Raw genomic sequence first — 13276 nt, 5'->3', positions numbered from 1 at the left:
CCTCCCCAATCCTCCTGAGGAGCGGATGTTGGGGGGTCGGATGCGGGGGCCGTTGGTCGTCAAGCGCGCGTTCAGCGAGCCGCTCCTGCTGTTGGCCGCCTTCGGGTCCATCCTGCTGGCCACCACCACGCTCGTCGCGCTGACCATGTACGCCTCCTCCATCGCCGAGGCGGGCGTGCGCCGGACGATGGAGACCGCGCCGCTGCGCCAGGTGGCGGTGACGGTGAGCGCCCCGGTGACGGGCGAGACGTTCCCGCGGCTCGACGCGGCGGTGCGCGGCCGGGTGACCGAGTCGCTCGGCGGCACGCCCGCCGCGTTCTCGACGAGCTTCCACTCCGACTCGTACACGATGCCGGGCCAGGAGCGCCGCGAGGTGCCGGAGCTGCTGCGGTTCGGCAGCTACGACGGTCTCGACGGGTATGCCCGGCTGGTGTCCGGCACGTGGCCGGAGCCCGCGGAGGACGGCGCCGTCGAGGCGGCGATCCCGCTGTCCGCGGCGTCGGCCTCCGGGTTGGAGAGCGGGCAGGAGATCACCGTGCGCGGCCGGCTCGACGGCAGGCCGGTGACGGTCCGGGTCACCGGCGTCTTCCAGCTCGCCGACCCGTACGGAGACCGCTGGGCCGGCGAGCAGTTGCTCAGCCGCGGCGTCGAGCACGGCGAGTTCACCACGTACGGGCCGTTGATGGTGCCGCGCGAGACGTTCCTGGCCCGCTTCGCCACCAACGTCGGCACGACCTGGACCGCCGTCCCCGACCTGAGCGCGATCACCCCGGAACGCCTGCGTCCGCTGGCCGCGGGCGTGAGCGGCCTGGCCGAGTCGCTCAAGGCGGACGGCTGCCCGAGTTGCACGGCCGTCACCCGCCTTCCCGGCATGCTGACCCAGCTCGACACCGCCTCGCTGGTGGCCCGCTCCACGATGCTGATCCCGGTGCTGCAGTTGCTGCTGCTCGCCGCGTACGCGCTGATGCTGACCGCCCGGCTGCTGGCCGACCACCGGCGGATGGAGGTGGCGCTGCTGCGCTCGCGAGGCGCCGGCACGCTGCGACTGGTGGCGCTGGCGGGCGGCGAGGCGCTGCTGGTGGCGGTGCCGTGCGCGGTGGCGGCGCCGCTGCTGGGGCCGCCGCTGCTGGCCGCGGTCAACGCGCTGCCGTGGATCGCGGCCAGCGGGGTGCGCCTGGCGCCGGCGGCGGACGCGGGCACGTTCCTGGTCTCGTCCGGCGTGGCCCTGGCCGCCGCCGTGCTGCTCACGCTGCCCGCCCTGGCGGGCGCGCGCCGCACCTACGTCGAGGAGCAGACCGCGCGCGGGCGCGGCGCGGGACGCGGCCTGATCGAGCGGGCGGGCGCGGACCTGGCGCTGCTCGCGGTGGCGGCGCTGGCGATCTGGCAGCTCCGGCACTACGGCTCGCCCGTCACCGGCACCTCCGGCGGAGGGCTGGGCATCGATCCGCTCATCGTCTCCGGGCCCGCGCTGGCGCTGCTCACCGGCGGCATGCTCGGCCTGCGGCTGGTGCCGCGCGTGTCCCGGCTGGCCGAGCGGATCACCGCCCGGCGGCCGGGGCTGGCGCCCGCGCTCGGCGCCTGGCAGGTGAGCCGGCGTCCGCTCCGCTACGCGGGTCCCGCGCTGCTGCTCACGATGGCGATCGCGATCGGCATCGTGTCCATGGCCACCGCCGCCACCTGGCGGGGCTCCCAGCTCGACCAGGCGCGCCACCAGGCCGGCGCGGACCTGCGGCTGTCCGGCCCGCCGGACTCGCCCGAGCTGGGGTCGTCCGGGCGGGGCAGCGCGTTCGCGGCGCTGCCTGGCGTGACCGCCGCCTCGCCCGCCTTCCGCGGCCAGGTGGAGGTGGGCGGCGAAGGGGCCGTCCTGCTCGCCCTGGACGCCGCCGAGCTGGAGGCGCTCTTCCGGCTCCGCCCCGACCTGTCGGCGCGGCCCGTCGCCGGCATGAGCCGCGCGCTGGCCGCGAACCGGCCCGCGGACGGGGGACTCGAACTGCCCGGCCGGCCCTCTGCTCTCGCCGTCGAGGCGCGGATGGACCGCATCCTGCCACTGCGTGTCCGCGTCTCCGACTCTCTCGGCGTGTGGCGCGACCTGCCGCTGACCGCCGCCGGGAACGGCCGGCTGAGCGCTGATCTCAAGGGGCTGGCCGGGCGTAGTGGTGAGATCGCCTACCCGCTGGCGGTGCGCGGTTTCACCGCCGGCGCCCCGGCGGAGGGCACGACGGTCGTCACGCTGTCCGGCTTGAGCGCCGACGGGCGGCCGGTCGGCGCGCCCGAGGTGCGGCTGGAGGTGACGGGCGAGCGGCCGGTCGCGGCCGGGTTCGCCCCGGTCCGGGAGCGGCTCCCGCTGCCGGTCGTGCTCACCGCCGACCTCGCCGCCGCGAACAAGCTGGCGGCGGGACAGACCGGCCGGATCAACCTGGACCGCGAGGTCGTCGACGTCACCGTGGCCGGGGTCGTCGAGCGGATGCCCACCACGGAGCCCGACCAGCCGGCCCTGCTCGCCGACTGGGGGACCCTGCAAGCGCACGGCCTGGCCACCGGGCAGCAGCCCAGGCCCGCCACCGAGTGGTGGCTGGCCGTCGAGGGCGGCGACACCGCGCCGGCCGCGCGGGAGTTGCGCGGCCACCCCGAGTGGGACGTCACCGTGACCGACCAGCGCGAGCTGGCCGCCGGGCTGCGCGACGACCCGCTGGCCAGCGGGCTGCAGGGGGCGCTCATCCTGGGCTTCCTGTCCGCGCTGGTGTTCGCCGCGCTCGGCTTCCTGGTGAACGCGGCCGTGGCCGCCCGCGAGCGGATGGCCGAGTTCACGATCCTGCGCGCGCTCGGCGTCAGCTCCCGGCAGGTGTTCGGGCTGCTGGCGGTCGAGCAGGCGTTCGTCATCGTGCTCTCGCTGGTGGCCGGCACGGCGCTGGCCGTCGTGGTGGGCGGCCTGGTGGTGCCGCACATCGTGCTGACCGGGCAGGCGTCGGCGGTCACGCCCGAGGTGCTGCTCGACATCCCGTGGGGAGCGACCGCGGCCCTGCTGGCCGGGGTGGCGGCCGTGCTGTTCGCGATCGTGGCCGTCCTGGCGCGCAACCTGCGCCGCCAGGGCCTCGGCCGGGTGCTGCGCATCGGGGAGGACCAGTGAGGGTGCTGCGGCTCGCCCGGACGCACCGGGGCGCGGTGGCCGTGCTCGCGCTGCTCGTGCTGAGCGCGTGCGTGCTCGTGGCGGGGCTGCCGCGTACCATGCAGGCCGCCTTCGACGGCGCGCTGCGCCAGTCGCTGGCCGCCGCGCCCGCCTACCAGCGGGACGTGGCCGTGGAGCTGCGCTCGTCGGGTCCGGAGAGCGACCTGCGCGAGCCGGCGCAGTTCGCCTCGTACGGGGAGCAGTACCGGGACCTGGTGCCGGAGCCGCTGAGCGACCTGCTCGACGGCACAGGACACGCCAGCGCCAAGACGTACGACACGCCGGTGAACGGTTCCGGCGGTCGCACGTACCTCAATCTCGGCTGGCTGTCCGACGGCGAGCGGCGGGTGGAGTGGGCCGAGGGCCGGGCTCCCGGGAGCGTCGGCACGACGCGGTGGCAGGGGCAGACGGTGCCGCTGTACGAGGTGGGGGTGTCGGCGGAGGCCCGCGACATGATGGGGCTGAAGGTCGGCGACCTGAAGATCCTCGGCGAGAGCGACTTCGCGGCCGTGAAGGTCGTCGGCGTCTTCCGCGCCCGTGACGCGGGTGACGACTACTGGTCGCACAACGGTGAGATCCTGCACGTCACGCGGCTGCAACCGCCGGGCTCGCTCGACTACGAGCACTACACCACCGCGCTGATCGCCGACGCCGGGCTGGCCCGGCTGAGCGGCGCGGACCGGAATCTGTCCTACCGCTGGGTCCTGCCGGTGGACGCCGCCAGGACCGGGGCGCGTCAGGTGGACGAGCTGGACGCGGCCGTCACGGAGTTCGAGCGGGTGCTGAAGGTGCGGCCCGGCCTGGTGTCCGGCACCGTCGTCTCCACGGGGCTGCCCGGGCTGCTGGACGGGTTCCGCGCCGCGCTGGCGACCGCGCAGACCGTGATGTTCCTGGTGCTCGGCGGGTTGCTCGTAGTGGCGCTCGGCGTGATCCTGCTGGCCGTGCGGCTCCTCGTCGACCGGATGGACCGGGCGCTGTCGCTGACGCGGGCGCGCGGCGGTTCGCTGCGGCAGGTGGCGGGGACCGGCGCCGTGCTGGTCGCCGCCGTGGTCGGGCCGGCCGCCGCCGCCGGGTACGCGCTCTCGTACCTCTTCCCCGGGCCGGTGCCGCCGGTCGTGCACGCCGGGCCCGTCGCGGTGGCGGTGGCGGCGGTGGCGTTCGCCGCCGCGCGGATCGCCGTCGCCCACCGGGCGCCGCTGCACGAGCGGCGTGAGGACGTGGTGGCGGCCCGGCCGTCCGCCCGGCGGATCACGCTGGAACTGCTGGTCGTCGGGCTCGCTCTGGCGGGCGCCTACCTGCTGCGCACCCGGGGCACGGCCGCCGGAGGGCTGGACCCGTTCCTGCTGGTGGTGCCGCTCGCGCTCACGCTGGCCGCGGCGCTGATCACCATGCGCTGCTACCCGTACCCGCTGCGCCTGCTGGTCAGGGCCGCCGCCGGGGGCCGGACCGCGGTGGCCTTCCTGGGGCTGACGCGGGCGGCCAGGACGGGCTCGTCCGGCGTGCTGCCGGTGCTGATCCTGCTGCCCGCGCTGGGCGTGTCGGTGTTCGCCTCGGTGATCTCCGGCAGCGTGGCGAGCACGCAGCGGCTGGCCTCGTGGCAGGCCGTCGGGGCGCCGGTCAAGATCACCTCCGATCGGGAGCTCACCGCCGGGGAGGTCGAGCGGGTGCGTCAGGTGCCCGGCGTGGCCCGGGTCGTGCCGGTACAGCTCGCCGACGTGCAGGTCGGCCACACGGCGGAGCGGGCCGAGGTGATCGCCGTCGACCTGGCCGGGTGGCGGGAGCTGGTGGCGGGCGCTCCGGTCAGCCTGCCCGCGCCGCCCGCGGCCGATTCCGGCATCCCCGCGCTGGTGTCGCACGAGCTGCGCGGGCGCGGCACGTTCGAGATCGGCTGGCAGTCGCGGCTGACGATCACCACCAGGGACGTGGTCACCGCGGTGCCGGGCTTCTTCACCGAGGGCAAGTTCATCGTCCTGCCGTTCGACGTGAACCCGCGGCCGGTGGTCAACGCGCTGCTCGTCTCCGGCGCCGCCGACCGGGCCGCGCTGGCGCGGGCCGTGCCGGACGCCCGGGTGGAGACGCAGGCGGCGACGCTGGCCGCCATCCAGGCCGACCCGATGACCGGCACCGTCAGCGCCACGCTGCTCGTGGTGACGGTGGCGCTCGCCGGGTACGCGCTGGTCGCGGTCCTCATCACGCTGGTGATCGGCGCCGCCGACCGGGCCAGGGCGCTGTCGCTGCTGCGCACCCTGGGACTGTCCGACCGCCAGGCGCGGCGGCTCACCGTGCTGGAGATCCTGCCGATGGTCCTGGTCACCGCGCTGGTCGGGCTCGGCCTCGGGCTGGGTCTGCCGGCCGCGCTCGGTCCCGGCATCGACCTGTCCGCCTACGCCGGCGGGCTGGCCGTCGGCGGCTACGATCTCGACCTGACCACCCCGGCCGCGCTGGCCGCCGGGCTCGCCGTCGTCGCCGTGCTCGGCGCGTACGCGCACGCCGCCATCAGCCGACGCCGCGACGTGAGCGCCGTCCTGAGAGTGGGAGACCTGTCTTGAACCCGACATTGTCCGAGCTGGAGGCGGAGGCCGGCCGGGAGAAGGCCGCTTTCGGAGGTGACGCGCACATCGTCTGCGACAACCTCGTACGCATCTACAAGACCGAGGGCGTCGAGGTGGTCGCGCTCCAGGGCCTCGACCTGGTCGTGGAGAAGGGCGAACTGCTCGCCATCGTGGGCGCGTCCGGGTCCGGCAAGTCGACGCTGCTCAACGTGCTGTCCGGGCTGGACGTGCCGACCGCCGGGGTGGCACGGGTCGCCGGGATGGACCTGCTGGCGATGACCGCCAAGGACCGGCTGCGCTACCGGCGCGAGGTCGTCGGGTTCATCTGGCAGCAGACCGCGCGCAACCTGCTGCCCTACCTGACGGGGCGGGAGAACGTCGAGCTGCCCATGGTGCTCGCGGGCCGGCGGCGCGGCGAACGGGCGGCCGAGCTGCTCGACCTGATGGGCGTGAGCCACTGCGCCGGCCGCAAGCCGCCGGAGATGTCAGGCGGCGAGCAGCAGCGGGTCGCCATCGCCGTCGCGCTCGCCAACGCGCCGCAGCTCATCCTCGCCGACGAGCCGACCGGCGAGCTCGACAGCGAGACGTCCGAGGAGGTGTTCGGCGCGCTGCGCAGGGCCAACCGCGAACTGGGCGTCACCGTGGTCGTCGTCACCCACGACCCGCTCGTGTCCGAGCAGGTCGACCGCACGATCGGCATCCGCGACGGGCGCACCAGCAGCGAGACGCTGCGCCGCGAGGGCGCCGAGGGGCAGATCGTCGCCGAGGAGTACGCGGTGCTCGACCGGGTGGGACGGCTCCAGCTGCCCCGCGACTTCACGAACGCGCTCGACATGGAACGCCGTGTCCGCCTGGAACTGGAGAGCGACCACATCGGGGTGTGGCCGGTACGGGAGGAGCCCGCCGATGAGCGGTGAGCCGTTGGTCGTGGTCGAAGGGCTGCGCAAGGTCTACCGGACGGGGCCGGAGGAGGTCGTGGCGCTGCGGGAGGTGTCGTTCGAGGCCTACCCGGGCGAGCTGATCGCCGTCCGGGGGCGGTCGGGGTCCGGCAAGACGACGCTGCTCAACCAGGTGGGCGGGCTGGACCGGCCCGACGCCGGGCGGGTGGTGGTGGCCGGGCAGGAGGTCACGGCGCTGCCCGAGGACGCGCTGCTGGCGCTGCGCCGGGACGTGATCGGGTTCGTGTTCCAGTCGTTCGGGCTGATCCCCGTGCTGTCGGCGGCCGAGAACGTGGGCGTGCCGATGCGGCTGGCCCGCACCCCGGTCGAGGAGCGGGAGAAGCGGGTCCGCACCCTCCTCGCCCTCGTCGGGCTGGACAAGCACGCCAACCAGCGCCCGTACGAGCTGTCGGGCGGTCAGCGGCAGCGGGTGGCCATCGCCCGGTCGCTGGCCAACCGGCCGCGCCTGCTGGTGGCCGACGAGCCGACCGGACAGCTCGACTCGCAGACGGGACGGCAGATCATGGAACTGCTGCGCGCCCTGGTCCGCAGCGAGGGCGTCACCGCCCTGGTCGCCACGCACGACCCGAACCTGATCACGCTGGCCGACCGGGTGCTGGAGATCAGCGACGGCACGCTGCGGGAGGCCGCGCTCCAGGAATCCTGACCCGGCGGCGGGCCCGCGTGGGTCGCCGGTGGGACCCTGGCCGGGTCGCCGTGTGCGGAGTTCAATGGGAGCGTGGTTGACGACCGCGATCCCACCGGACGACCGCTGTCGGCCCTGCCCGTCCCCCCACATGAGGAGCCGCCCCCGCCGCCCCCGTGGAAGCCCGCCGAGGAACAGGTCGTCGAGGCGTTCTCAGAGGTGCGCCGCCATCCGCGTGCCGTTCTGTGGCGCGCCGCGGTGGTGGCCGTCCCGGCTCTCCTCGCACAGTCGCTGCTGGCGCGCGTCATCGAGCGGCCGGCGATCTGGCACGAGTACACGTTCCTGTGGACACGGTTCGCCGACGCGCTGAGCGCGATCGCGATCCTCGCGGTGAACAGCGCCGCGATCGTCGTGCTCAGCGGTCTGCTGGCGCCCACGGTCATCGGCGCGAACTCCCCGCCGGGCACGTGGCGCGGCCTGGCCCGGCTGTGCGGGCTGACCTTCCTGCTGACTTCCCTGGGACTGGCGATGTACGCGCTCTTCCCGGTCGCCGCCGAGCGGGACATACCGGTGTCCGGCTTCCCGGGCGCCGGGCCGCTGTTCTTCCTGGCCGCCCTCTTCGTGGTCGCCGCCGTGGAGATCCGGTTCGCCTTCGCCGCGCCCGGCGTCACGGTGAAAGGGCTGGGCGGCCGGCAGGCCGTCAAACTGTCCCGGCGGCTGACCCGCGGCCAGTTCTTCAAGATTCTCTCCGCCCGCTGCGTGCTGCGGGCGCTTCTCGAAGGCTTCGGCGGGATCCTCGGCGCGGCCGTGCTGTTGCGCGCCACGGGCGACGACCCGGCCGGCGGTCTCGGGCCGGCCGAGTGGACCGTGCTCATCGCCGTCAAGTGGGCCATGCTCACCTGCGTCCTCGCGACCGCGTCGATGCTCGCCGTGGTGCAGTTCGCCGACCAGGACAAGCGGCTGAGCCGCGAGGACGCCACCGGGGAGCCGTCGTGACGGCCGCCGTCCACCCGCCACCGCCGCTCGCGCCCCGGAACATCCTGGAGATCTGGGCGACCGCCGTCCTGCTGCTGCGCCGCCATCCGCTCCCGTTCGTCGGGTCCGCGCTCGTCCTCACCCTCGCGGGCGACCTGGTCCTGTGGGCGTGGAGCGCGCTGGTCACCCCGCTGACGACCTCCGGCGCCACGCGGGAACAACTCGTCCAGTTGTCGGTGCTGTCGCTCCTGCTCGGCCAGGCCGTCGTCCTGGCGGTCTTCGCACTGACCGGGGCTCTGCAGGCGGTCCTCGTGGTTCAGGCGCTCACCGGGGAACCGGTGACCATCCGCACGGCGCTCCGCCTGCTGGCCCGCAGGATACGGCCGGTGCTCGGGGTGACCGCGCTGCTGACCGTGGTGCCGCAGCTGGTGGTCCTCGGGCTGATCGCGGCGCTCGGAGCCTTTTTCTGGTACGGGCTTCGCCCTCTGGCCGACGGGGACGCTCCCGCGGACCCGGCGGTGGTTTCCGAGGTCCTGTCCCTGCTGCCGTACACCTGGCAGATCACCACGCTGCCGCTGCTGGTCTGGCTGATGATGGCGCTGGCTCTGCTGTTCGCGCCGGTCACGGCCGCGCTGGAGCCGCTCCGCCTCGGTGGCGCGCTGCGTCGCTCCGCCCTCCTGGTGGGCAACAACCTGCCGCGGGTCCTGGGGATGCTCCTGCTCGAACTCCTCGCCACGGTGGCGCTCGTGGTGACCTTCCTCCTGCCGATCTGGCTCACCGCCGTGCTCGCACTGGCGCTGCTTCTCGGCCAGGTCCCGGCGACACCCGGGTGGGTGGACGTGGTGACGTACGTGCCGACGACTGTGGCCACCGCCGCCTACTACGCCTGGCTGGTGGCCGTCCTCGTCCTGCTCTACGTCGACGTACGGGTACGCAAGGAAGGGCTCGCGGCGGACCTGCGGGAACGTAGCACGGCGGGACGTGACCAGGCCGAGGACCTGCGGGAACGCCGCGCGACCGGACGTGACCAGGCCGAGGACCGCCCGGAGGTTCCCTAACGGCCGGTGCGGCTGGCCACGATGACCTGGACGGTGTGCTCCAAGGCGTAGGCGGGGTCGGCGCCCGCACCCTTGACCTGCTCGTCGGCGTCGGCCACGGCCTGCATGGCGCGCGAGAGCCCTTCCGGTCCCCACCCCTTGACCTGTTTCCTGACCCGTTCGATCTTCCACGGCGGCATGCCCAGGTGGCTCGCCAGCTGCCCGCCCCGCAGGTTGCGCGGCGCCCCGGCGATCTTGGCGATGGACCGCAGCCCGCCCGCCAGCGCGCTCACCAGCAGCACGGGCGCGACACCCGTGCTCAAAGCCCACCGCAACTGCTCCAGGGCCTCGCCGAGCCGCCCCTCGACGGCCGAGTCCGCGACGTTGAACCCGGTCACCTCGGCGCGCCCCCTGTGGTAGCGCGCCACCGCCGCCGGAGTGATCGTCTTGTCCTCCGTGTCGAACATCAGCTGGTTGCACGCGGCGGCCAGCTCCCGCAGGTCGTTGCCCACCGCCTCCAGCAGCGCCTGGGCGGCCTCCCCCGAGATGCCCCGCCCGGCCCGTCTGAACTCGCCCTTGACGAACTCCAGCCGCTCCCCCGCCTTGGTCACCTTGGTGACGGTGACCACCTCGGCCCCGGCCTTCTTCACCCCGTCGACCAGCGCCTTGCCCTTGACCCCGCCGGGATGCGCCAGCACGAGCACCACGTCGTCGGACGGCCGCTTGGCGTAGGCGACGACCTCCGCGATCACGTCCTTGCCCAGGTCGTGCGCGGACCTGATGACCACGACGGTCCGGTCTCCGAACAGCGAAGGCGACGTCAACTGCGTCAGCTCCCCCGCCGTCACCTTCGACCCGACGAGATCGTGCACCTCGGCCCCGGCATCCATGGCCCGCGCCGCCACGACCACCTGGCTTACGGCCCGCTCCGCCAGCAACTCCTCGTCCCCGACGACCAAGGTCACAGGTGCCGGATCGCTTCCCGCCATGTCGAGCAGCATCCCACGCCCTCCCCCCATCCCAAAACGCAGAGACACCAACCCACCCCGGCCACACCCGTGGGAGCGGTCGGTGGTCGGTTCCGTCCGGCCATACCCGTGGGAGCGACCGGTGGTCGGTTCCGCTCTGGGGCGGTCAGCGTCCGCGCGATACCACCGCGAGGGCTCCTTCCTGGTCGACGATCGCGACATCGCCCGACTTGTCCGTACGGTAGACGCGGGCGCCCATACGGTTCAGCAGGCTGAGGGTGGACGGGGCGGGGTGGCCGTAGCCGTTGCCGGCTCCCACGCTGACCAGTGCCGCACGGGCCTGAACCGCCGCGAAGAAGGCCGGGACCTGCCGAGGCGATCCGTGATGCGGGACCTTGAAGATGTCGGCCCTCGGCAGGGAGTCACGCAGGAGCCGGTGCTGGGCCTCCGACTCGATGTCGCCGCTCAGCAACGCCGACCCCGCGCGCCAGCGGACGTGCAGGACGATGCTCGCGTTGTTGGCGGCACTGCCCTCCCCCGGCCCGTCCGCCGCCGCTGACTCGGGCGCGAGCACGGTCAACTCGGACGGGCCGAGCCGCCACCGGGTGCCCGGCTGCGCGGTGTGCTCGGGGATGCGGCGGCGGGCCAGGCCGGCGCTGAGACGGGCGCTCTGCGGCGCGGACGCGCGGTGCGGGCTGGTGATGACCGCTCCCACCCGCCGATCACGCTGCACGCCCGCCAGGCCGTTGACGTGGTCGCCGTGCGGGTGCGTGAGGATCACCAGGGGCACGTCCCGAACGCCGAGCCTGCGCAGGCACCGGTCCATGACGGCCGGGTCGGGGCCGGCGTCGACGACCACACCTTGGCCGGGACCGGCCGCGATGACCAGCCCGTCGCCCTGGCCGACGTCGCACATCACCATCAGCCATCCTCTGGGCGGCCAGGGCGCGGCGATCGGCCTGATCACGAGCACCGCGATCAGCACCCCGGCCGCGACGGCCAGCATGACGGCCCGCCCCGCCCGCCGTCTCAGCAGCACCACCGCCACGCCGGCGGCGACCGCCAGCAACCCGAGCCCCGCGATCCCCTGCGGCCAGGGCACGCTGGCCAGCGGGATGCCGACCGCCCACCGGGAGACCACGATGATCCAGCCGACCGCGTACCCGGCCGGAACCACCAGCGCCTGCGCCGCCTCCGGCCAGAACGGCGCGATCAGCGCCGCCACGAACCCCAGCAAGGTCGCGGGCGCCACAGCCGGCCCCGCCAGCAGGTTGGCCGGCACCGCCACCAGGCTGATCTGACCCGACATGAGCACCAGCACCGGGGTGACGGCAGCCTGCGCCGCAGCGGTCACCACCACCGCCTCCGCCGCCCACCGAGGCCACCGCACCCGGCGCCGCCCCACCGCCCGTCGTTCCACCACAGACCGCGGACAGGAGTCACCGGGACGCGCCAACCCCACCGCCCCCGTTGCCCCACCCACCCCAAAACCAGAACCGGCCCCAGGCTCGAACCCCCTCAACCCAGGACCCCGACTCGCCGCAGCAGAGAACTCCCCCGCCCCCGCCTCTCCGCCCACTCCAGAACCGGGACGCGCCCCAGGCGCGGAGCCCTTCGCCCCCGCTTCCCGACCCACCCCACAACCGGGACGCGCCCCAGACGCGAAGCCCTCCAGCCTCACGCGGGCACTTCCACCCCCACCCACTCCAGGACCAGGACTAGCCGCAGCCGAGAAGTCCCCCAACGCCGCCTCCCGACCCGCCCCAGAACCGGAACGCGCCGCAGACGTGAAGCCCTTCGACTCCGCCTCCCGACCCACCCCACAACCGGGACGCGCCCCTGAACCGGGATGCGCCAGACGCATGGAGTCTTCCGGCTCCGGGGCTGGGCACGCTTTCCTGCCCGAGCCGGAGACGGGACGGGCCACAGGCGCGTGGACCGCTGAGCCTGGGGCGGTGGGAGGGGGATGTGCGGTGGGGTCGCCGGTGAGGCGGGTGCGCCAGCGAGGGGCCAGGAGGAGGATGCCGGCTGTGGCCGTCACCGAGAGGGCGAAGCCGTAGGAGCGGGCCAGGTCGGGGACGAACAGGATGAGCAGCAGGACGGCGGCGGACAGTGCGGCGACGCCGTCCTTGGCCCGGCCGGTGCCCAGGGCCAGGGCGGCCACCAGACCCATCAGGAGGGCGCGCAGGACGCTGGGGGACGGCCGGGCCACGATGGCGAAGGCGATCATGGCCAGGGCGGCGAAGGCGGCTCTGGGGGCGAGGGGCAACCCGGCCAGCCGGCAGAGGGCGAGGGCGGCACTCGCGACGATCGCCAGGTTGGCGCCGCTGACAGCGTTGAGGTGGCTCAGGCCCGCTTCCCTGAGATCCTCGTCGACCTGGGGGTCCAGCCGCGAGACGTCGCCGACCACCAGAGCCGGGAGGAGGCCACGCTGGTCAGGCGGGAGGACGCCGGCCGCCTCGCGCAGGCCGCTGCGGAACTCGCCTGCCACCGTGTGGACGGGCGAAGGGGGCGTGAGGATCTCGGGCGGGTCTCGTACCAGGAGGATGGCGGCGACGAGGCCGGGCGAGGTGGGCTCGGCGAGGCGGCCCCTGACGTGGAGACGCTGGCTCGGGAGGAGCGGTCGCCATTCCGCGCCGTTGGCGAAGACCACGATCGGGGTGTGGACGGAGATGCGGCGGGTGCCGGTGCGGAGGATCTCCAGGTTGGCCTCGACGACGATGCTGTCCCGCTGGAACAGGCCAGGCTTGGGGCGCCTGACCTTGGGATCGTCGGTGAGGGTGATCTCGGCGGTGATGGACGCGCCCTCGGCGGCCAGCTCGGCGACGGGGCCGGTGGTGACGGCGTGCAGGCGGAGCGCGATCGAACCGCTGGTGGCTGCGACGCTGATCAGCACCGCGACCATGGTGTTGCGGCGGGCCGTGCCCCGCGCGAACCGCCAGGCCACCGGCGAGCCAGCCGTTGCGAGAAGGCACGTGAGGACGGCGACCTGGA

General features: G+C 74.3%; 8 protein-coding genes. 6 read left to right on the top strand and 2 right to left on the bottom strand.

The genetic code is table 11. From position 1 onward, the window contains the following. Nucleotides 1-40: 40 nt before the first annotated feature. From ABD999_RS26050 to ABD999_RS26025, 6 genes are all read left to right on the top strand, one after another. Entirely contained in the window at nt 41-3127 is a 3087-nt protein-coding gene (locus tag ABD999_RS26050) for an FtsX-like permease family protein (protein ID WP_271279643.1), read from the top strand. Continuing rightward, nucleotides 3124-5715, top strand: a complete 2592-nt coding sequence (locus ABD999_RS26045; RefSeq protein WP_148033505.1) for an FtsX-like permease family protein — start codon at nt 3124-3126, stop codon at nt 5713-5715. The genes ABD999_RS26050 and ABD999_RS26045 overlap by 4 nt, the downstream gene beginning before the upstream one ends. Further along, nucleotides 5712-6635, top strand: a complete 924-nt coding sequence (locus ABD999_RS26040) for an ABC transporter ATP-binding protein (protein WP_148033506.1) — start codon at nt 5712-5714, stop codon at nt 6633-6635. Before ABD999_RS26045 ends, ABD999_RS26040 begins: the two co-directional genes overlap by 4 nt. Next, the gene (locus ABD999_RS26035) at nt 6625-7323 is read left to right on the top strand and encodes an ABC transporter ATP-binding protein (RefSeq protein WP_148033507.1); all 699 of its coding nucleotides are present in this window, start codon (nt 6625-6627) and stop codon (nt 7321-7323) included. The genes ABD999_RS26040 and ABD999_RS26035 overlap by 11 nt, the downstream gene beginning before the upstream one ends. Before the next feature lie 72 nt (nt 7324-7395). Next, the gene (locus ABD999_RS26030) at nt 7396-8298 is read left to right on the top strand and encodes a hypothetical protein (RefSeq protein ID WP_148033508.1); all 903 of its coding nucleotides are present in this window, start codon (nt 7396-7398) and stop codon (nt 8296-8298) included. Beyond that, nucleotides 8295-9335 carry a hypothetical protein gene (locus tag ABD999_RS26025; RefSeq protein WP_271279642.1) on the top strand — a complete coding sequence of 347 codons (1041 nt, stop codon included), beginning with the start codon at nt 8295-8297 and terminating at the stop codon, nt 9333-9335. Before ABD999_RS26030 ends, ABD999_RS26025 begins: the two co-directional genes overlap by 4 nt. Here the strand turns inward: ABD999_RS26025 and holA are convergent. Both holA and ABD999_RS26015 read right to left on the bottom strand, forming a co-directional pair. Next, a complete protein-coding gene (gene holA / locus ABD999_RS26020; protein ID WP_271279641.1) occupies nt 9332-10315 on the bottom strand; it encodes a DNA polymerase III subunit delta in 984 nt (327 codons plus the stop codon). The two genes, ABD999_RS26025 and holA, sit on opposite strands and share 4 nt — an antisense overlap. A gap of 133 nt (nt 10316-10448) precedes the next feature. Next, entirely contained in the window at nt 10449-13229 is a 2781-nt protein-coding gene (locus ABD999_RS26015) for a ComEC/Rec2 family competence protein (RefSeq protein WP_345482925.1), read from the bottom strand. Nucleotides 13230-13276 lie beyond the last annotated feature (47 nt).

The organism is Nonomuraea ferruginea, assembly GCF_039540635.1.
GTDB classification, from domain to species: Bacteria; Actinomycetota; Actinomycetes; order Streptosporangiales; family Streptosporangiaceae; genus Nonomuraea; species Nonomuraea ferruginea.
The sequence above is the reverse complement of the archived record's forward strand: the minus strand, read 5'-3'. Positions and strand labels throughout refer to the sequence as shown.

Bases quoted from the DNA above. Each gene is read 5' to 3' on its own strand.
- ABD999_RS26050 (WP_271279643.1), top strand. From the start codon at position 41: ATGCGGGGGCCGTTGGTCGTCAAGCGCGCGTTCAGCGAGCCGCTCCTG.
- holA (WP_271279641.1), bottom strand. From the start codon at position 10,315: ATGCTGCTCGACATGGCGGGAAGCGATCCGGCACCTGTGACCTTGGTC.
- ABD999_RS26035 (WP_148033507.1), top strand. From the start codon at position 6,625: ATGAGCGGTGAGCCGTTGGTCGTGGTCGAAGGGCTGCGCAAGGTCTAC.